Annotated in this window: 21 protein-coding genes, 1 pseudogene and 1 riboswitch; of the genes and pseudogenes, 11 read left to right on the forward strand and 11 right to left on the reverse strand. The window is 56.3% G+C overall.

All coding sequences use genetic code 11. The annotated features are described in order from the left end of the window. Positions 1–133: 133 nt before the first annotated feature. The 3 genes from FE784_RS29220 (at position 134) to FE784_RS29230 (ending at position 2,775) form a co-directional block, all read left to right on the forward strand. Positions 134–721: a TetR/AcrR family transcriptional regulator gene (locus FE784_RS29220; RefSeq protein WP_176706616.1), complete on the forward strand. Its 588-nt coding sequence runs from the start codon at positions 134–136 to the stop codon at positions 719–721. 82 nt (positions 722–803) lie between these two features. Beyond that, a complete protein-coding gene (locus tag FE784_RS29225) occupies positions 804–1,763 on the forward strand; it encodes an SDR family NAD(P)-dependent oxidoreductase (protein WP_139605795.1) in 960 nt (319 codons plus the stop codon). Positions 1,764–2,323: 560 nt separating this feature from the next. Then, positions 2,324–2,406, forward strand: a riboswitch (cyclic di-GMP riboswitch). Positions 2,407–2,475: 69 nt separating this feature from the next. Then, entirely contained in the window at positions 2,476–2,775 is a 300-nt protein-coding gene (locus FE784_RS29230; RefSeq protein WP_139605796.1) for a hypothetical protein, read from the forward strand. Between the two features lie 36 nt (positions 2,776–2,811). Here FE784_RS29230 and FE784_RS29235 read toward each other — a convergent pair whose 3' ends face one another. Next, entirely contained in the window at positions 2,812–3,525 is a 714-nt protein-coding gene (locus FE784_RS29235) for an MOSC domain-containing protein (RefSeq protein WP_139605797.1), read from the reverse strand. A 176-nt stretch (positions 3,526–3,701) separates the two neighbouring features. On the opposite strand from FE784_RS29235, the gene FE784_RS29240 reads away from it, so the two are divergent. Then, a complete protein-coding gene (locus tag FE784_RS29240; protein WP_139605798.1) occupies positions 3,702–4,064 on the forward strand; it encodes a LysM peptidoglycan-binding domain-containing protein in 363 nt (120 codons plus the stop codon). A gap of 82 nt (positions 4,065–4,146) precedes the next feature. Here the strand turns inward: FE784_RS29240 and FE784_RS29245 are convergent, their stop codons facing one another. Then, the gene (locus tag FE784_RS29245) at positions 4,147–4,545 is read right to left on the reverse strand and encodes a secondary thiamine-phosphate synthase enzyme YjbQ (RefSeq protein ID WP_139605799.1); all 399 of its coding nucleotides are present in this window, start codon (positions 4,543–4,545) and stop codon (positions 4,147–4,149) included. Between the two features lie 33 nt (positions 4,546–4,578). Next, a complete protein-coding gene (locus tag FE784_RS29250) occupies positions 4,579–5,640 on the reverse strand; it encodes an acyltransferase (RefSeq protein ID WP_139605800.1) in 1,062 nt (353 codons plus the stop codon). Positions 5,641–5,807: 167 nt separating this feature from the next. Between FE784_RS29250 and map the strand changes: the two genes are divergently transcribed. Beyond that, positions 5,808–6,572 carry a type I methionyl aminopeptidase gene (gene map / locus FE784_RS29255; RefSeq protein WP_139605801.1) on the forward strand — a complete coding sequence of 255 codons (765 nt, stop codon included), beginning with the start codon at positions 5,808–5,810 and terminating at the stop codon, positions 6,570–6,572. Between the two features lie 114 nt (positions 6,573–6,686). Here map and FE784_RS29260 read toward each other — a convergent pair whose 3' ends face one another. Next, on the reverse strand, positions 6,687–7,406 hold the full coding sequence (locus FE784_RS29260) for a DNA alkylation repair protein (RefSeq protein ID WP_139605802.1): 720 nt from the start codon (positions 7,404–7,406) through the stop codon (positions 6,687–6,689). A gap of 179 nt (positions 7,407–7,585) precedes the next feature. Between FE784_RS29260 and FE784_RS29265 the strand changes: the two genes are divergently transcribed. Both FE784_RS29265 and FE784_RS29270 read left to right on the forward strand, forming a co-directional pair. After that, positions 7,586–8,548, forward strand: coding sequence for a D-2-hydroxyacid dehydrogenase (locus FE784_RS29265; protein ID WP_139605803.1), 963 nt, complete (start codon positions 7,586–7,588; stop codon positions 8,546–8,548). 18 nt (positions 8,549–8,566) lie between these two features. Further along, entirely contained in the window at positions 8,567–9,763 is a 1,197-nt protein-coding gene (locus tag FE784_RS29270; protein WP_139605804.1) for a glycerate kinase, read from the forward strand. 29 nt (positions 9,764–9,792) lie between these two features. On the opposite strand, the gene FE784_RS41200 is transcribed toward FE784_RS29270, so the two are convergent. Beyond that, positions 9,793–9,966, reverse strand: coding sequence for a hypothetical protein (locus tag FE784_RS41200; protein WP_176706611.1), 174 nt, complete (start codon positions 9,964–9,966; stop codon positions 9,793–9,795). Positions 9,967–10,252: 286 nt separating this feature from the next. On the opposite strand from FE784_RS41200, the gene FE784_RS29275 reads away from it, so the two are divergent. Further along, positions 10,253–10,474, forward strand: a complete 222-nt coding sequence (locus tag FE784_RS29275) for a DUF1128 domain-containing protein (RefSeq protein WP_139605805.1) — start codon at positions 10,253–10,255, stop codon at positions 10,472–10,474. Between the two features lie 60 nt (positions 10,475–10,534). On the opposite strand, the gene FE784_RS29280 is transcribed toward FE784_RS29275, so the two are convergent. Further along, complete coding sequence (locus FE784_RS29280; RefSeq protein WP_139605806.1) at positions 10,535–11,704, reverse strand: glycosyltransferase family 2 protein; 1,170 nt, start codon at positions 11,702–11,704, stop codon at positions 10,535–10,537. 94 nt (positions 11,705–11,798) lie between these two features. Between FE784_RS29280 and yyaC the strand changes: the two genes are divergently transcribed. Next, positions 11,799–12,311: a spore protease YyaC gene (gene yyaC, locus FE784_RS29285; RefSeq protein ID WP_139605807.1), complete on the forward strand. Its 513-nt coding sequence runs from the start codon at positions 11,799–11,801 to the stop codon at positions 12,309–12,311. A 59-nt stretch (positions 12,312–12,370) separates the two neighbouring features. Here the strand turns inward: yyaC and FE784_RS29290 are convergent, their stop codons facing one another. Continuing rightward, on the reverse strand, positions 12,371–12,616 hold the full coding sequence (locus FE784_RS29290) for a hypothetical protein (RefSeq protein WP_139605808.1): 246 nt from the start codon (positions 12,614–12,616) through the stop codon (positions 12,371–12,373). A 198-nt stretch (positions 12,617–12,814) separates the two neighbouring features. On the opposite strand from FE784_RS29290, the gene FE784_RS29295 reads away from it, so the two are divergent. Further along, positions 12,815–14,575, forward strand: coding sequence for a methyl-accepting chemotaxis protein (locus FE784_RS29295; protein ID WP_139605809.1), 1,761 nt, complete (start codon positions 12,815–12,817; stop codon positions 14,573–14,575). Between the two features lie 92 nt (positions 14,576–14,667). Here FE784_RS29295 and FE784_RS29300 read toward each other — a convergent pair whose 3' ends face one another. Beyond that, positions 14,668–15,003 carry a winged helix-turn-helix transcriptional regulator gene (locus tag FE784_RS29300; RefSeq protein ID WP_139605810.1) on the reverse strand — a complete coding sequence of 112 codons (336 nt, stop codon included), beginning with the start codon at positions 15,001–15,003 and terminating at the stop codon, positions 14,668–14,670. Positions 15,004–15,125: 122 nt separating this feature from the next. Between FE784_RS29300 and FE784_RS29305 the strand changes: the two genes are divergently transcribed. Continuing rightward, entirely contained in the window at positions 15,126–15,530 is a 405-nt protein-coding gene (locus tag FE784_RS29305; RefSeq protein ID WP_139605811.1) for a DoxX family protein, read from the forward strand. A 175-nt stretch (positions 15,531–15,705) separates the two neighbouring features. Here the strand turns inward: FE784_RS29305 and FE784_RS42975 are convergent. The 3 genes and pseudogenes from FE784_RS42975 to lepB form a co-directional block, all read right to left on the reverse strand. After that, positions 15,706–15,927: pseudogene (locus tag FE784_RS42975) on the reverse strand (MFS transporter); the annotation flags it as partial. Between the two features lie 114 nt (positions 15,928–16,041). Then, positions 16,042–17,310 (reverse strand): DegT/DnrJ/EryC1/StrS family aminotransferase, encoded by a 1,269-nt coding sequence (locus FE784_RS29315; RefSeq protein WP_176706617.1) that lies wholly within the window; start codon positions 17,308–17,310, stop codon positions 16,042–16,044. A 242-nt stretch (positions 17,311–17,552) separates the two neighbouring features. Next, positions 17,553–18,074 (reverse strand): signal peptidase I, encoded by a 522-nt coding sequence (lepB, locus tag FE784_RS29320; protein WP_139605814.1) that lies wholly within the window; start codon positions 18,072–18,074, stop codon positions 17,553–17,555. Positions 18,075–18,145 lie beyond the last annotated feature (71 nt).

Raw genomic sequence — 18,145 nt, forward strand, 5'->3', positions numbered from 1 at the left:
CTTAATTCAAATTAAAGTATAGTTTAACAGTATCATAGTCGATCTTAACTGGCAATCATGATTATTGACATCGTAGCAAAGCCGGGATAATATGATAATTGAACATTGGTCAAAAAAAGGAGCGGCATACAAGGTGACACCCCGAAAAGCGGTAGTCGAGGAACTCGATAAAGAGAAAATTATGCAAGCGGCGCGCGAGCTTTTCGTTACGAAAGGGTACCGTTCCGTCTCGATGCGCGGCATAGCCGGCCGGTTGGGCTACAGTCACGGTGCGCTCTATTACCATTTCAAGGATAAGGCCGATCTATTCAGCGCGATGGTCATGGCCGATTTCGATAGGCTGAACGACCGGTTGGACGAGGCGATGGCCGAGCATACGGACCATCCGGCGGCGACGCTTGAACGTATATTTATGGCCTATATCCGTTTCGGCTTGGACCATAAGCCGCATTACGAGATTATGTTTATGCTGGAGCAATCGGAGCTGAACGATGCCGCACGCCGTGCCCAGATGGTCTCCTACGACCGTTTCGCTGCCGCCGTGCTGCGGCTGCTGCGGGATTCTGGGAAGCCGGGGGGCGTGCCGATTGCCGTTCCATGGAGCTTGTTTTTATCGCTCCACGGGTTTGTCGCCTATTATTTGCACACGGAGCAGACGTATGACCAATTGCTCGGCTTGGCGGAGCAGTATGTCGGTTTAATGGTTAGAGGGCTTGGATAGCGTCGATTTTGTCCATTATGGATGATATATTTTTTTGCGCATTAATTGACCGTCGGTAAATAAGGTGGAGGAGGAACACGGAATGAAGCGGGCGATTGTATTGGGGGCAGCCGGAGGGATGGGACGCGAGCTGGTCAAGGAGCTGCTCGGCCGGGGAATGGAGACAGTGGCGTTCGGAAGGTCGCGGGATAAGCTCGAGAAGCTGGCGGACTATTGCGGGAATGATCGGCTCCTGAAGGTTGCGATCGGCGATGCGATGAGCTTGAACGATATTTCGGAAGCGGCGGAAGGTGCGGACGTCCTCTATCACAGTATGGGAATCCCTTATCCCGAATGGAGCGATAAGCTGCTGCCTCTAGCCGCGTCGGTCATGCGGGGGGCGAAGGCCGCGGGCGCGAAGACGGTTATCATCGACAATATTTATCCATACGGCAAGGTCGAGGCTTCTCCCGCGACGGAACAACATCCGAAGCACCCGCATACGCGCAAAGGACGGCTGCGGCTCGAGATGGAGCGGGTGATTATGGATGCCCATCGCGCCGGGGCGCCGGCGCTGATCGTCCGTTTGCCGGACTTTTACGGTGCCGGCGTACCGAACTCCATACTGCATGTAACGCTTGACGCTTTAGCCAAACGGAAATCCGCGATGTTCGTCGGCAGGCTGGACGTGCCGTGCGAATACGTGTATTTGCCCGACGCCGCCAAGGCGGTCGTGGAGGTATCCGCGAGGGACGACGCATATGGGGATACATGGCATATCCCCGGAGCAGGTACGATTACGGGCGCGGAGGTCGTTCGCATCGCGCAGGAGGAGGCGGGTCACGGAAAGCCTGTCCGTTCGATCGGGCGAAAGACGTTCGCCATGCTCGGACTGTTCAATCCGTTCATGCGCGAGGTGAAGGAGATGCTGTATTTGACGGAGGAGCCGTTCGTGCTGAGCGGAGCCAAGTATCTCGAACGGATCGGTCCGCTGCCGGCGACGCCGTATGAGCAAGGGATTCGGGAAACGGTGAGGGCGCATATGGCGGACAGCGGATATTAGGAGCGGCTCCGCTTCCTTCCGGCAGGCTGTCGGGTGATGATGAAAATCGATTCAGTATCGCATGATCGATGAAGGCTAGCCGCCTTTGCCGGCGCTTGCGAGGCAGCGAATCCATAAATAGCGGAACGGGCGTATGTTATTGACCCGGATATCAGTATCGATAGCAAAATAACGGAAAACCGTTCCGTAATTTCGCTGATCGACGATCAAATTCACCCCGAATGACCGATATAACGGAAGCCTGCTCCGTTATAGTCAGAAGTGTAACGGAATTCGGGACAATAACGGAAAACCGTTCCCTTATATACGGTAAAGTGTTGGAGCCGCTTTATCAAAGGCTATGCTGATTATGATGTCGTAGAAAAAAAAGACCCGTCCGCAACGGGCCGCGGGTCCTGGACATACCGGTATTGCAACTTTGCCTGTGTAGGGGGCAGGGCCTGCGATATCGGTATTTTCTTATGAAAAAAATAGGTATAAAGTATTTAGAAAATAGGATAAATGGTCTATGAATATGTCGAATTGTGTTGTATGATAAAGAAGTATTCCAATATGGAACAAACCGATAAAGGCAAACCCGCCGAAAGACGGGGACGCAAAGCTACGGGCCTAAGGAAATGTCTACGGTCGCCGGGCTGCCGAATACGTTGGGAACGTCCAAACGGCCCATCACCTTTTCGGTCTATCGTGTTTTCACTCGGGGAGGTGCTGTATGCTGAAGGAAAGATACTATTCGACAGTGGAGTATGCAGACCGGTACGGCAAGACGAACAAAGAGCTGCATCTGTATTGCGAAATCGGCAAAAAACCTACGATCGGCGATTTTATCGAGGCGTTTCAGAAGATAGGACTCGATCTGGAGCTGAACGACTTCGTAAACTTGACGTTCAAGCCGAGGAGGCCGCTTGCTTCGACCGTTATCTCCGTGAAAGTGCTCCGCACGATAAAAGATCATACTTATAGGCCTACGGGCAGCGATATGGAAGCTTCGCACAGAACCGGCACGCGCTAATCCTTACGGGGACAACGCGCAGCCGTTTTTTTCTGTTCATTTCGTACCATTCAGCCTCTCGTCGGCAGACGGTTCGTTCCCCGACAGACGTTTCTCGAAAGAAGCCCGCCAGCTTTCCGACAGCTCCCTGACGGCCAGGATGGCCCGAATCCCCTCGATATTTTGCTTATCGTGATGCTTGATTTGATTGGCGTAGGCTACCGTAATGCCGTGCGGATGGCGCTCGGCAAGCGTCAGCGGGAGAGTGCGGTCGAACAGGCCGGGAGCGAGCACCCTCAGATAGAAGCCTGTGTAGCCGGTGTTTTGGACGAGCACGGGAAGCTCGGGCAGATCGTATTTTTTAGCCAGCTTGTGGCAAGGCTGCCTTGGCTGCGTCACTTGCAGCCGGACATCGCCTACCGCATAAATGTCCCCGATGCACACTCGATCCTCGGTCAGTCCGAGTACGGTCAAATTTTCTCCGAATGCCCCGAAATCGAGCTTGCGGCCAAGCTCTTTCTCCCAATAAGAATAATGCTCGTACGGATATACGCAGATTGCTTTGTCAAGCCCGCCGTGGTTGACCGGATCGGCTTGTCCGTCCCCTTCGAAGTTCAGTGCGGTCAGAGCGATCGGACCATCGTCGGCCGGTTTCTTGAAAATGCCGGTCGGGACTTCCTTCCCTTTGTAAATGAACGATTGAGGTTTCCCCACATTGAGCGACACGATCGAGATGCTCACGCCTGGTCTTCCTTTCCGGGTTCCATTCATTGGCTTTATTTTACCATACAAACATGCGAAAAGTCGCCGTATCCGGGCGGATGACCCGGGCAAAACACCCAGCGGGCGCATACATTGGAATCGGGACATTTCAGATTGCCTAGAAAGTCACAAGAGGACTGGCACTCAAACAAAATCATTCGAACTTCAATTATGGAGGAATCGCCATGAATTATGTAGTTCAGCCGGGGGATACGCTGTATGCGATCGCGAGCCGCTACGGGGTTACGGTGCAGGCGCTGATGCAGGCGAACGGATTGACGTCGCCGGGGCAGCTGTATGCCGGACAAACGATTTTCATTCCGCGGCCGACGCCGCCGGGACCGTTTCCACCGGGGCCCGGACCGTTTCCCCCAATCCCCGGACCCGCTCCGGGACGCCAGTTGGAACAAAGGGTCCAGCGTCTGGAGACGGAGACCGACCGGCTGCAGCAGCGTCTCAGACGAACAGACAACGAGGTGGACCGTCTGCGGCAGCGCGTCGATCGGCTGGATGAGCGCGTAAGGCGGCTCGAAGGGCACCAATCCTGATGCAAAAAAACGGGCGTTTTCCTCATGGAAAAACGTCCGTTTTGCGCTTGATCCCCGGATGGACGAACCACCGGGCCTACGCTTATCCGTTCAGCAGCTTCACATGGAACGTTCGCTCCCGCGGGCCGTCGAACTCGCAGAAGTAGATGCCCTGCCAGCGCCCGAGCACGAGACGGCCGTTATCGACGATGACCGTCTGCGAGGTGCCGGTCGTGATCGCTTTCAAATGCGAGGCCGTGTTGCCCTCGGCATGCCGGTATTTCGGATGGTTCCACGGGTACACCTCGTCCAGCCGCATGAGAACGTCATGCTTGACGTCCGGATCGGCATTCTCATTGATCGCAATACCGGCTGTCGTATGGGGACAGTACACGACTGCAATGCCTTGCCGGAAATGTTCCTGTTGGATCCGTTCGGCTACTTGCCGGGTAATGTCGATCATTTGATCCCGCTGTCGGGTGGATAAGGAAAACGAATGCATGAGCAGACTCCTTTCGCCGTTCGAGCCCGGACGTTATTTGCCGAACAAAATCCAAGATGCCTTCACTCGCTTCAATTGGTTCACGATCACCCAAGGGACGATGACGATGAGGACGATGCCTCCCCATAAAGCGGCATGGTATTCCCACCCGCCCGGAGCGACGGCGGCGTGCATGGTATAGTACCCGAGCAATGCGGGATGGATGAAATAGACGCCGAACGAAGCCGCGCCGAGCGAAGATAAAGCGCCGGCCAAGCGGGGGGCGTTCGATAGCCAATGCCGGCCGATCCATACGAAGCTGATCGTGACCAGCACGGGATATAAGGTGAACAGCAGCTCGAATTCCCACCATTTGAACTGCGTGCCGTATTGCGCTTGCAGACTGAGCAGCAGAAAGGCGAAGCCGACGGATGCGGTGGCGGCGGTAACCCAATACACATTGCGGTTCAGCCAGCCGATGAACCGCTCGTAGTACATCCCGAGGGAGCCTCCGATACAGAATAGGGCGAAATACGTAATGAACAGACGGTCGCCGTGAGGGATCGGCGCGTTAGCGTATTGGCTGTAAATACTGACTGCGGCTTGGACTGCGATGCCGAACAGCCACAAATAGCGGGCAAGAGGGCGGCACAGCTTGACCAGCGTAACGAGAAGCGGAAACAGCGCATAAAACTGCATAATGAGCGCCATGAAGTACAAATGGTAGCCGGCTTCCGCCCATGGAAGCAGCCGGGCGAATTCCTGCAGCGAGAAATGCACGTTGACCGCCGGATTCAACCATTGATCGTACAAGTAATAGAAGCACGACCATACCAAATACGGAATCAAAATGAATTGAAGCCGTTTCCGGTAAAAACCGGGAATGCGGCGCACGCTCCAATTGTCGAAGTAGCTGTAGAACAAGACGAGTCCGCTTAGCAGGACGAAAGCCTGCACCGGAAAGTAGCTCAAATTGTTGATGCCGAAGTACAGCGTATGCGATCGGGAGCCGAGCGGCAGCTCAACCCGTGGGGTGGCCGTTCCGTGGATCAGAAGCACGGCGACGATCGCGAGCGCGCGGACGATGTCCAGCTCCAGCAGTTTCGGTTTGCTCAAAAGAAATCGCTACCTTTCATGAAAAATGGTGCCGATGCTTGCCAAAAGATCTATGTAAGTATACTTCAAAACGGTTCGATTGCCTAGAACAGCGAAGGCTGGCTGAAAGCTGGGCAACCGCTTGCGTATCCGGCTTTGCCGAGACAAAGCTTTACAGGAGGAACAACATGACCGAATGGAAGTCCGCGGAGCAAATCGCCCGAATGGCCCGGGCGGGCTCCATACTCGCCTCTTGCAGGGAGGCGTTGAAAACGTATGTGAAGCCCGGCGTATCGACGCTCGACATAGACGGCTTCGTCGAACGTTTTCTGGCCGAGCGGGGCGCGACACCCGAGCAAAAAGGGTACAGCGGATATCCTTACGCCACGTGCGCTTCCGTCAACGATGTCGCTTGCCACGGCATGCCGGGCCCGGAGCGGCTTCGCGACGGAGATATCGTCACGATCGACATGGTCGTCAACCGCGAAGGCTGGCTCGCCGATTCGGCCTGGACGTTTGCCGTAGGCCGCATATCGGCATCGTCCCGCCGCTTGATGCGCACCGCCAAAACGTGCTTGTACGCCGGAATCGCCCAAGCGATCCCCGGCAGCCGGATCGGCGATATCGCACACGCGATCCAGAGCATCGCCTCGGCCAAAGGCTACAAAGTGCTGCCCGACTTTACCGGTCACGGCATCGGCACTTCGATTCACGAATGGCCCTCCGTGAAGCATACGGGCAAGCCCGGCAAAGGCGTCCGTTTGGAGGAAGGCATGGTGATCACGATCGAGCCGATATTGACGGCGGGCAAGCCGAAGGTGAAGATCGAATCCGACGGCTGGACGGCAAGAGCGATAGACGGCAAGCGATCGGCCCAATTCGAGCATACGGTAGCCGTGACCCGGGACGGTCCGCTCATTCTGACGGCGCTCGCGCCCAGGCTGTACAAATAGACCGGATTGGTCTGGGGATATTCGATGAATACGCCCGTCAGGCAAACGATTAGAGCAATGAGTTTCATTAACAGTGGTTCATTAGTGCCATTTGCGATGCACGACAAGGCACGGCTAATGTGTACTAGGTTGTCCGTTCGTTTCCGGGACTATGCCGGATCGGCGCCGGTCCAGCCATTTGAGCGCTTCCCGCTTGCTGAGCGGAGAGAGCGGCTCGGACTCGACGAATCGGATAACCGCTCCGGGATCGGTTTTCGAATATTCGCGCAGTGCCCAGCCGATCGCTTTGCGGATGAAAAATTCCCGGGATTCCGCCGTGCGCCGTATATGATCGAAGAGCAGGTCCTCATCGGTGTTGCGCTTGTATTTCAATTGAAATAGCAGCGCGGTCCGCTGCAGCCACATATCGTCCGACGTAATCCAGAGCTCGGCGCGCATCGGGGCAAGAAGCGGATCGCGCAGCAGGATCGGCCCGATCAGACTAGCGGCGATAATGTCGACCGTATCCCACCACGGCTTCGTCACGACCAGCGACTCTAGCATTTCGAGGTGCCGCTCGTCCAGCCGTTTCGCCTGCTTGGCCAGCACATCCATGGCGGCGTATTGAAATTCGCGTTCCGGAAGCTCCCATAGCCCGAGTACCGTTTGTTCGAGGAGGCCTGCGGGAACGGGGCCGCGGCTGGATAGCCACTCTCCGACGACCGATTTGCGCAACGGCGATTTGATTCCGGCAAATTCGAACTGTCCGCGCATATACGTCTTCATCGCTTCGGCCTCATTCCGGTTGGAGCAAGCCGCGAATCGGGCCTGCAAATCGGATATCCACACGTTCATGACGAGCCTCCTTTGGGATGCATGACTGCATGAATGGTTAACGATGCGAACGGTTTACCCTATCAATTGTATGCATGCGGGCGATTTCCGCGCAAGTGCCTCTTTCGAGGAAATGTTGGCACAGGAAGCGGGCTTGCGTTACAATTGCAGCTATACGGATAGAAGGCGAGGGGCAGCAGATGAATATCGTAGTATTGGACGGGTACACGCTCAATCCGGGCGATTTGAGCTGGTCGAGATTGGAGAGCATCGGGAATTTGACGGTTTACGAGAGAACGCCGCCCGACCTTATTGTGGACCGTGCGAAGGACGCGGACGTGATTTTGACGAATAAAACGCCTCTGCGGGCCGAAACGCTTGAAAAGCTGCCGAAGCTCGCTTACATCGGGGTGCTCGCTACCGGCTATGATGTCGTCGATGCGGGCGAAGCGGCAAAGCGGGGCATCCCGGTCGCGAACGTGCCTGCCTACAGCTCTGCATCTGTTGCCCAGCTTGTATTTTCGCTGCTTCTGGAGCTTTGCCATCGCGTCGGCCTGCACGATGAGGCGGTCCGGGGAGGCGCTTGGTCGGCCAGCCCGGACTTCAGCTTTTGGAAGACGCCGCTCGTGGAGCTTGCCGGCAAGACGCTGGGCATCGTGGGGATCGGCGGTATCGGCGAACAAGTGGCCGCGATCGGACAAGCTTTCGGCATGAACGTCATCGCGACGAACCGCAGCGGCAAGAAGCCGGCTACGGAAGGCGTTCGTCTGGTTGCGTTGGAGAGGTTGTTCGAGGAGTCGGACGTTGTTACGCTTCACTGCCCGTTGACACCGGAGACCGAGGGACTCATTCGGGCCGAGACGTTGTCGCGCATGAAGCAGAGCGCTTTCGTGATCAACACGGGACGCGGCAAGCTGGTCAAAGAGCAGGATTTGGCGGATGCGCTGAATTCGGGAACGATCGCCGGAGCCGGATTGGACGTGCTGTCCACGGAGCCGCCATCGGCAGAAAACCCGCTGTTGACTGCGCGCAACTGCGTCATTACGCCTCATATCGGATGGGCTTCGGTCGAAGCGCGCGCGAGGCTGATGGAGATAGCGGCCGAGAACGTAGAAGCGTTCCTGGCCGGCAAGCCTGTTCATATAGTAAACCGAATCGGGTGAGAAAGGATGGAAGGACAAATGAGCGGATTGAACAACCTTGGAGCTAACGGGGGACAGCCGTCTGCCGGTTTTCGCGTCGTTGTCTCGCCCGATTCGTTTAAGGGCAGCTTGTCGTCGGTGGAGGCGGCGGAAGCGATCCGATCGGGCGTATGCCGGGCGGCTCCGGACGCGCATGTAACGATCGTGCCGATGGCGGATGGCGGAGAGGGGACGGTAGACGCCGTGCTTGCCGCGGCTGGCGGCGAGCGGGTAACCGTGACGGTAACAGGGCCGCTGGGAGAGCCAGTGGAAGCGGCTTACGGCATTCTTTCGGACGGACGAACGGCGGTCATCGAGATGGCGGCCGCCTCGGGCTTGCCGCTGTTGTCTGCGGAAGCGCGCGATCCGATGGCGGCCACTACATACGGGACGGGACAGCTTCTTCGCGACGCTCTGGAACGGGGAGCGAAACGGATTATGATCGGTTTGGGCGGCAGCGCTACGAATGACGGAGGGATGGGCATGGCCCAAGCGCTCGGTGTCCGTTTCCTTGACCGGACCGGTCAGGAAATGACCGGGTACGGCTGCGGCCGGCTGCTTGCCGACATCGAGTCGATCGATTCAGCTGGCATCGATCCTCGACTGGCGTCGGCGGAAGTTACGATACTTAGCGACGTTACGAATCCGCTGTGCGGCTCCGACGGCGCTTCGGCCGTGTACGGTCCGCAGAAGGGCGCTACGCCGGAGCTGGTGCAGCGGCTGGATGCCGGGCTGGCCCATTATGCAGCGCGAATAGCCGCCCATAACGGGCGGCTCGTGCGCGACGTGCCGGGCGCGGGTGCGGCAGGCGGCTTGGGTGCGGGCTTGCTTGCGTTCTGCAATGCCGAGATGAAGCCGGGGATTCGCGTTATTATGGAACTGGCCGGCTTCGAACGCGCGGTAGAAGGCGCGCGTCTTGTCATTACTGGCGAAGGGCGCACCGACGGGCAGACCGCCTTCGGCAAAGTGCCGGCCGGCATTGCCGATGCGGCGCGGCGAACCGGCGTCCCTGTCGTGTGCTTGTCGGGCGGCCTCGGCGAAGGCTCGGATGTTTTGTATGAACATGGCATCGCCGCCCTGTTCAGCATCGCCAACCGGCCGATGGCGCTGGACGAGGCGATGCGGGACGCAGGGACGCTGCTGGCGGAAGCGGCAGAGAACATCGTCCGGCTGTACCGGGCGGGAATGCGGAGTTAATTTTCGCGTCAAAGTGCCCGATCCGAAAGTTAGTCGAATTTTTCCAGCTCGCGTTTCGATGCCGATTTTCCCGACTTTTCGCCGCGGACGGTTTGCTCGGAGGGCTCTTTCTCGATAACGTCGTTAACAAATGCCATATCCTGGTTTTCCGCTTTCATATGGGCCGTGCCTTTATAATTGCCTGCATGCCTTTTGTTTTCCATCGTTTTTTCGCTCCTTTTCCGGTATATATCGTCTCAATCGCGCGTACACGTAATACTGTGCGCATCGGAGTGGCCGAATATACGGATTGCCCGGAGCCGCGACTCGGCGGCTGTTCGGAGATCCGCTATCCGCACCGCAGGGCTGCAAGGGAGGCGAGTCGTCTCTATGCTGGGCATTCCCGGACCGACATGGTACAATGGCAAGAATACCGTTTTGTTGTTATCGTTTTATTGTATTTCATTATGTTAATCGTTAATAACGTGAACCGGGGAGAGGATGGAATCGATGGATTTAACCGTGAAGTCCGAAGATAACGTAGCGTTCATGGTGGAAGGAATTAAAGGGAAGCTGAGAGTAGTGGCGGCCCAATCCATCAAAGCGGACCATTTCGATCTGGAAAAATACGAGGATTTGCGCGACATGTACGACGTCGTCATGAACAAGCAGCACTTCAGCATCCGCGAAATCGAAGCGCTGTGCGACGAGCTAAGGCTGTTGAAAAAGTAGCGGCCGTACCTCAAGGCGGCTATGCAAAACAGGAAGGCGTTCTTCGCCTTCCTCCTTTTTTCATTTATCGCGCAGCCGCGACAGCGGATAAAACGTGCCGCGCCAATAAATGCCTCCGCGGCGAATCGTCAAGTAGACGGAGCGCGACAGCACGAGGACGAGTATCCAGACGGAGACCGGAAGCGCGAAAGCGTCGCTTCCCGAATGCCGGGACAGCCGCCGGGTGCTGGCTACATAGAGCCCGATCATAATGACCGCGCTTATTGCGCAGGCGAACCCGCTCAACCGGGGAAGCAGCAGCAGTCCGGCGAACGGTCCGAAAAATGCCAATACTTGCCCGACAATGCCCCCGATCGCCATAGGAAGCCTGTAGCCGAAGCCGGAAAACATATTTTTCTCCAGCCCCTTCACCGCTTCGCGGAGATTCGGGTACCATTCGACCTCGAGATGATGCTTGCCGATCAGGAGCCGCTGCTTGAAGCGGGCTTTTTTGATTAGCAAGCCGAGACGCAAATCGTCGTCGGGACGCATCGGGAATGCCCGGTGGGTGCCGATCGCCTCGTACGCTTTGCGGCCGATCAGGTTGAACGCCCCGATGCCGGTGCCGAAGTCGTGCTGCAGGTCGTCGTTGGCGCGCCACAGGCGCAAAAACAAAAATAGCGAAAACATGAAATATTGAACGAACGCGCGCAGCCAGAAGCCGTTTGCGATCATCATCGGCGCGAGAGTCAAATGGTCGGCCCCGGATGACCGGATGTAGTCGACGGAATCCCGTATCGTTGTCGTGCCGAACCGAACATCCGCGTCGGTAAACAGCAAGTATTTCCCTTTGGCCTGCAGATAGCCTTGATACAAGGCGTGATTTTTGCCGAGCCAGCCGTCGGGCAGCGTCGTGACATGTACGATTCGAAGCGGAATGCGGGTGGACGGGCGCTGCTCGGACCAGCGCTTTAATTCGTCCAGCCGTTTGCCCGTGCCGTCCTGGGAACGGTCGTTGACGGCTATAATTTCCATCCGCGGGTAATCTTGCGCCAGCAGATGGCGAACCGTCTCCGCGATAGACGACTCTTCCTCCTTGGCGGCGATGATGACGGATACGAGAGGATTGTCGGTCCCGATGCCCGCCGATCGGGGAAGCGGTCGCAGCAGCTTGAGGCCGGGCAAAGCTGAAACCAGCGCGAAAAGCCAGTATAATAAAACAAGAACCGCTAACGCATCGAGCAGTCGCATGGTCGTTCTCCTTATGGAATAAATGCGGAGCAAGCGACTTTATTGTAACATAGCGATCGGGACATTCGCGAGACGATGCGGGAGGAGGGGTGGAATGGGGCTTGAACCGGTTCGGCAGAAAGTGAAAGGAGACCGGCTGCCGGAATTTTTCCGTTACATTCGGGATCAGGGAATAGATGCGGAGCATATCGTATTCGTATGTATCGGCACGGACCGGTCGACGGGAGACGCTCTCGGACCGTTAGTCGGAACCTTTCTGCGCGAAGCGGGCTACGGGCAAGTCATCGGCACTCTCGATGCTCCTTGCGATGCCAGCAACCTCGAGCAGCGGCTGAACGAAATTCCGCAAGGGAGGATCGTAGTGGCGATCGACGCCTGCCTCGGTCTTTCTACTTCGATAGGGTTGTTTCAAGTAGCCAACCATCCGCTCGAGCCGGGTAAATCGGTCGGCAGGACGCTTCCTCCCGTGGGCCGGTTTTCGATAGCCGCGATCGTAAATGCCGATGGACCGAAGCAGTATTGGATTTTGCAGAGCACCTCCCTTTACCGGGTCATGACTATGGCGCGGGAGATCGCCGCGGCCGTGCGGACGGTGTTCCCGATCTGAGCGCAATATTCGGCGCTATAAAGCCAGAAGAGCCCCTCCGGCGGAAACGGAAGTTTCCTTCAGGAACGGGCTCTTCGTTTTAAACGGAAGTAATCGCCGATCGCCCCGAACAAGGCATAGGAGGCGATAGTCAGCAAATAGACGACGTATACGTTGAAGTAGTGAATATCGCCGGCGATTTCGATCAGCCATACGGGTACGCTCAGCATGAACAGAAAAATATTATCCGGATCCAGTCCCGAATAATTAAACAGGCATACAGCGCAGCCGATCAGCGTCATGATGAGCGTCGCTTTGTATTTCAAAGCTGCAACACCTCCTGGAAAACGGGAAGAAATGGCTTCTTGAAGCGGAAGCTTATAGGGGTAGTATCCGGCAACGGGCGGGTTTTATGCATGTTCGACGGCAGGGCATGTCAAGTTGTTGTAAATGAAAGGATTATGCGGTAAGATGGCGAAATAAAGTGGAAGATGGTTCCAGACAGATAAAGGGGAGAGGGCCGGATGAAACCTGCTAAACCGCGTCAACGCTGGAAAATTCAGCAAAAAATGATTTTGGTGTCCTTGCTGTTGCTCGCTTTGCCCACGCTGATAGTCGGACTGGTCAGCTACAACGTGTCGAAGACGGAAACGGACAAGCTGATCGAGAGCAAGCTGGAGAGCAATGTGCGTATGAGTATCGAGATGATCGAATTGATGGACACTGCCGTCAAGAGCGGACGATTGTCGCAGGAAGAAGCCAAGGAGCAAGTCAGAGTGATGCTTCTGGGCGAGAAGGACAAGGAAGGGAAGCGCCCGATCAATGAGAGTATCGACATCGGCGAGAACGGTTATTTCTTCGTACTCGATTCGACGGGAACTTTGCTGGCCCATCCGAGCCTGGAAGGAGAAAATATTTGGGAGAAGAAAACGAGCGACGGGTACTACTACATACAGGATATGGTGAAGAAGGCGCAGTCGGGCGGCGGAAATACGTACTACAAATGGCCGCTGCCGCCGCCCAATTCGGCGAAGGAAGCGATGAAAATATCGTACGCCGAGCTCGATCCGAAATGGGGCTGGATCGTGGCCGCCGGTTCGTATATGCAGGACTACAACGGCGGGCAGAAGCGCATTTTAACCAATCTCGTCATTACGCTGGCAGTGTGTTTAGCGTTAGGCGCAGCGGCGATCTGGTTGTTCGCGCGGCACATCTCCAAGCCGATCGCCCGCGTCGCCGAGCGTACGAAGCGGATCGCCGACGGCGACCTGACCTCCTCGGAGCTTGAAGTGCGGAATCGCGACGAGATCGGACAGCTTGCCGAGGACTTCAATGCGATGAACGACCATCTGAAGACGCTGGTCGTTCAGGTGCAGGGAGGGGCCGAGCATGTGTTATCGGCATCGCGGGGGCTTTCCGCTTCGATCGACGAGACGACGAGAGCTTCCAGAGACATCGTAACGTCCGTTCAGCAAATCGCCGCAGGCATGGACTCGCAGGCGCAATCTACGACGGAAAGCTCTAGGGCGATGGAGGAAATGGCGGCAGGCATCGGCAAAATTGCGGAAACGTCGTCCAGTGCGTTCGATGCTTCGCTCAGTACGTCGAAAGCGGCGGAAGACGGCTACGGTTATATTCAGAAATCGGTCGAGCAGATGAACCGCGTCAGCCACACCGTAGCCGATCTCTCTTCGGTCATCCGCAAGCTGGATCAACGCTCCAGGGAAGTCGGGGAAATCGTCGAGGTCATCACGACCATCGCTTCCAGTACGAGTCTGCTCGCTTTGAACGCCTCCATCGAAGCGGCCCGCGCCGGCGAGCAGGGGCGCGGCTTTGCCGTCGTGGCCGGGGAAGTGAAGAAGCTGTCCGTACAGTCGGAATCGTCCGCCCAGGAGGTGATCCGGCTCGTGGCCGCGATCCAGACGGATATCGGCTATGCGGTGCGGGCGATGGCGGAGGGAGAGCGGGAAGTTCGGGACGGCGCGGAGATGACCCGGATATCGGGGCAATCGTTTCAACGCATTTTGGAGGCGACCCGCAGCGTAGTCGAACAAATTCAGGAGGCATCTTCCGCGGCCGAACAAATGTCCGCAAGCTCCGAGGAGATCGCCGCTTCGCTGCAGGAAATGTCGCGCATAACCGCCCAGGGTGCGGATGGCACCCAGACGATATCGGCCTCTACCGAGGAGCAGCTCGCCACGATGGAGCAATTGGCCGGTCAAGCCGAGCAACTGAGCCGTCTTGCCGAAAGGCTGCAGCAGTCGGTTACGAAATTCAGAGTGTGACGCGAAGCAATAACCAAAATAAGGACATTTCCAAAGCCGTCCGAGCAGGAGGCCAAGGAAATGTCCTTATTCGATTTCCCTGGATGCAGCCTTCATCTGGTGATCCAGTGGTCTCCCCAGTTTTGGACCGCATCCATGACAGGGCGGAGCGCCTTCCCTTTCTCCGTGAGCTCGTATTCGATACGGATCGGCATCTCCGGATATACGTTTCTTACGACAATTCCCGCCTGCTCCAGCTCCTTGAACCTCTCGGTCAGCATCCTGTCGCTCATATCCGGAATCATGGACGATATATCTTTGAACCGCATGGGACCGTTCATCAGAACTTGAATGATAAGACCGGTCCAACGTTTGCCGAGCAGCTCGAACGCCGTCTCGAATTTGGGACACAGGTGCATTTTATGGTCCGCGTGTTCCATATTGATCATCTCCTAAAACGTTCACTACAAATATTTTAACATAGTTACTTGACAAAAGTAAGCCTTACCTTGTATTCTTAACTTACAAAAAGTAAGTTACAAATAAAAGATAATTAATGGAGGTTTTTTGTATGTTGAGTTCGGCTCTGCTGCTCGTTCGTTTGGTCATCGGTTTAACGTTTGCGGGACATGGCGCCCAGAAGCTGTTCGGCTGGTTCGGGGGTTACGGATTGAAAGGGACGGGCGGCTTTATGGAGTCGATCGGCGTCCGCCCGGGCGTTCTCATGGCATTGATTGCCGGCTTGCTCGAGCTTGCCGGAGGGCTTATGTTCGCTGCCGGATTGTTCACGCCCGTGGCGGCAGCCTTCATTGTCATGACGATGCTGGTCGCGATATTCAAAGTGCACGGCCGCAACGGCTACTGGGTCACGTCGAACGGTATCGAGTATAACGTGGCGTTGATCGCGATTGCCGTGGCAGTCGCTATGGCCGGGGCCGGAGCTTATTCGTTGGACTACACGCTGTTTTCACAATGATCGCATTCGCGGAGGATGCTTTTGTCCAGCCGGAGAGATCTTGGACGAAGCCATCCGGACGCCAAGGCGCGGCTGAGCATACAGCAGATGAGGAACAGCCCGCTGCCGATTCCGAACAGCCCGCTGTACAACGAGGCGTGAATCCACCCGACGTCCGCCGCTGCGAAGACGGGAACCATGGCCGAGGCGCATAGCAGCATACCGGCGGTCGTAGGTCCAAAGGCTTCGTATCGGTCGCGGACGGATGGACGGAGCGTTCGTTATCCGGGAACAGGCGCATACCGAGCACGAAGGCCGCCAAGCCGACCGGCACATTGATCCAGAACAGCAGCGGCCATCCGGCAAGCTCCATCAGAAATCCGCCGGTCGCAGGCCACGCCAGCGTTCCCGCGGACATCGCGATCGTATTGACGCGTAGCGCTTTTCCCCTTTCGTCATCATCGGGTAATAGAGAAGGTCCCTGCGATCAGGAACCTTTGGGTTTGCTTATCATGTAATAACCGGCTGAGACTCACACGACGACTTGCAGGCTTTGGTGCACCTTCAATACGGCCTCGATAATATCGGCGGCATCTTCGTTGGACAGAACCGGCGATACCGGAATGTAGGTGGTGCGCGGGATCAAATCGATCGCGCGGGGGCACGTCTGTTCCGTAATGACGACCGGCTGCTTGAACGGATAGTTGTACGGGAAGTTGTCTTTCTCCGCGGTGCGCTGATAGTAAAGCGACGGATTCATATAGACCGGCTTGCCTCCGTATAACACGTGGGCTTGCACATTTTCCGCGTTAAGCGCTTTATTGAACAGGGAAGTCGCCTCGGCCGTCGGGAATACGATGCCCAGGTTCGAGCCGATATTGCCTTCCGGATCGGGACAAGCCCGGAATCGGATGCCGGGGATCTCCGCTTTCAGCGCCGCGGCGATAAAGTCGTGATGCCTTTTCATATTGCCTACGATCGCGGGCAGCTTCTTCCACTGCTCGAGCATGACGGCTCCGGCCAATTCGCTCATCCGGTAATTTTGCCCGGAGAAGGCGAACTGCTCATCCGGCGAGTCTATGCCGTATCTGGCCCGGTGGCGAAGTACGCCTTGATCGTGGTAGCGGATCGCCCGTTCCATCAGCTTGACGTCGCGGGTTACGACGGCTCCGCCTTCGCCGGACGTAATGATCTTGTTCATCTGAAAGCTGAATGTGCCGATGTCGCCAATCGTGCCGGCATAACGGCCTTTGTAGCGGACGCCGCAGGACTGGGCCATGTCTTCGATGACGGCGATGTTTTTGCTTTTTGCGAAGGCGATGACCGGGTCGAGGTCGACCGGGTTCCCCAGAATCGGCACCACGATGACGGCCTTGACGTCCTCGTCGTATACTCGTTCCAAATCGGACGGGTCGATATTCAAGCTGTCGTCGACGTCGCAGTAGACGGGGACGGCATTGCTGCATACGACCGCTCCGGCCGTGGCGATAAACGTATTTGCTGGGATGATGACCTTGTCCCCGTACCCGATGCCGAGCGCCTTCATCGCCACGACAAGCGCGGCGGTACCGGATGTGACCGCCAGCGCGTATGGAACGTCGAAGTCTTTCGTCATCGCATTTTCAAGCGACTCCACGGCGCTTTGCATGTTCGGTCCGTAATATCGGAAAGGGGATTGACCGTATATCACTCTGGAAGTAAAATCGGCTTCTTCTTTGCCGTATACGAGCGCGCCCGGATAATTCGGCGGCAAGGGCCGGCTGCGGACCGGAGTTCCGCCGTTAATGGCCAATTTGCTCATGGTCTCACCTTCGCTTTCTGCATGATGGGTCATCCGGGAATGCCGGAATGCATTTGGTTGTATCTAACCTGTAATTATATTGTAGCGGATTCCGGCTGCGCTTTCATATCTTTATATTGTCGCTAAATCCGCAGGCGACAAAAAAGAACCGTTGCGCGCTCACAACGGTCCTGTCTCTCTGTCGGGAAAGTCAAAAGAGAAATGAACTGCAAAAAGGGGCGGGGAAACTCCCTGTTACATTTTCACAACGGTCCTACATGGTTAAACGGATAGAAGCGGAAAAGGACTTTACCGACGAGCTCGCTTTTGTCGACATACCGGTTCGGCCAAAGGTGAGCGTCGTAACTGTTGTTCCGGTTGTCCCCCAGGAAAAAATATTTGTTGTCCGGAACGGTAATCCGTTCGAACGAATAGTTCATCTTCGCCTTCAAATAAGGCTCGTCCACTTTCTCGCCGTTCCGGTACAGTATCCCTTCCTTGACCTCGATCGTGTCCCCGGGCAGTCCGATCAGCCTTTTGACGTAGCGGACCTCGTCCTTGTTTTCGGCAGCGTGGTTGAATACGACAATGTCGCCATGCCCGAAATCGGTGAACTTGAGCATTTTCTCCATAACGAGCCTGTCGTTGATGTTGATATTCGGTTCCATCGAGCCGCTCGGCACTTTGACCGCTTGAGCTACGTACGTCTGGATGAGCAGGCTAAGGATGATTGCGATGGCTAGCGGCGGTACCCATTCTTTTAGTACGGCTTTCACACGCTGCATATACAAGAAAACCTCCTTTCGACTCACATATATATAGGTAATGACGATTCTGCCGCCGATTCGTTACCGAA

The sequence above is a fragment of the Paenibacillus hemerocallicola genome, assembly GCF_006265175.1.
Classification (GTDB): domain Bacteria; phylum Bacillota; class Bacilli; order Paenibacillales; family NBRC-103111; genus Paenibacillus_AB; species Paenibacillus_AB hemerocallicola.

Coding starts and splice junctions, on each gene's coding strand:
- FE784_RS29305 (WP_139605811.1), top strand. CDS start 15,126: ATGTTGAGTTCGGCTCTGCTGCTCGTTCGTTTGGTCATCGGTTTAACG.
- FE784_RS29225 (WP_139605795.1), top strand. CDS start 804: ATGAAGCGGGCGATTGTATTGGGGGCAGCCGGAGGGATGGGACGCGAG.
- FE784_RS29300 (WP_139605810.1), bottom strand. CDS start 15,003: ATGATCAATATGGAACACGCGGACCATAAAATGCACCTGTGTCCCAAA.
- FE784_RS41200 (WP_176706611.1), bottom strand. CDS start 9,966: ATGGAAAACAAAAGGCATGCAGGCAATTATAAAGGCACGGCCCATATG.
- FE784_RS29240 (WP_139605798.1), top strand. CDS start 3,702: ATGAATTATGTAGTTCAGCCGGGGGATACGCTGTATGCGATCGCGAGC.
- FE784_RS29265 (WP_139605803.1), top strand. CDS start 7,586: ATGAATATCGTAGTATTGGACGGGTACACGCTCAATCCGGGCGATTTG.
- map (WP_139605801.1), top strand. CDS start 5,808: ATGACCGAATGGAAGTCCGCGGAGCAAATCGCCCGAATGGCCCGGGCG.
- FE784_RS29270 (WP_139605804.1), top strand. CDS start 8,567: ATGAGCGGATTGAACAACCTTGGAGCTAACGGGGGACAGCCGTCTGCC.
- FE784_RS29235 (WP_139605797.1), bottom strand. CDS start 3,525: ATGAATGGAACCCGGAAAGGAAGACCAGGCGTGAGCATCTCGATCGTG.
- yyaC (WP_139605807.1), top strand. CDS start 11,799: ATGGGGCTTGAACCGGTTCGGCAGAAAGTGAAAGGAGACCGGCTGCCG.
- FE784_RS29295 (WP_139605809.1), top strand. CDS start 12,815: ATGAAACCTGCTAAACCGCGTCAACGCTGGAAAATTCAGCAAAAAATG.
- FE784_RS29245 (WP_139605799.1), bottom strand. CDS start 4,545: ATGCATTCGTTTTCCTTATCCACCCGACAGCGGGATCAAATGATCGAC.
- lepB (WP_139605814.1), bottom strand. CDS start 18,074: ATGCAGCGTGTGAAAGCCGTACTAAAAGAATGGGTACCGCCGCTAGCC.
- FE784_RS29315 (WP_176706617.1), bottom strand. CDS start 17,310: ATGAGCAAATTGGCCATTAACGGCGGAACTCCGGTCCGCAGCCGGCCC.
- FE784_RS29260 (WP_139605802.1), bottom strand. CDS start 7,406: ATGAACGTGTGGATATCCGATTTGCAGGCCCGATTCGCGGCTTGCTCC.
- FE784_RS29280 (WP_139605806.1), bottom strand. CDS start 11,704: ATGCGACTGCTCGATGCGTTAGCGGTTCTTGTTTTATTATACTGGCTT.
- FE784_RS29230 (WP_139605796.1), top strand. CDS start 2,476: ATGCTGAAGGAAAGATACTATTCGACAGTGGAGTATGCAGACCGGTAC.
- FE784_RS29275 (WP_139605805.1), top strand. CDS start 10,253: ATGGATTTAACCGTGAAGTCCGAAGATAACGTAGCGTTCATGGTGGAA.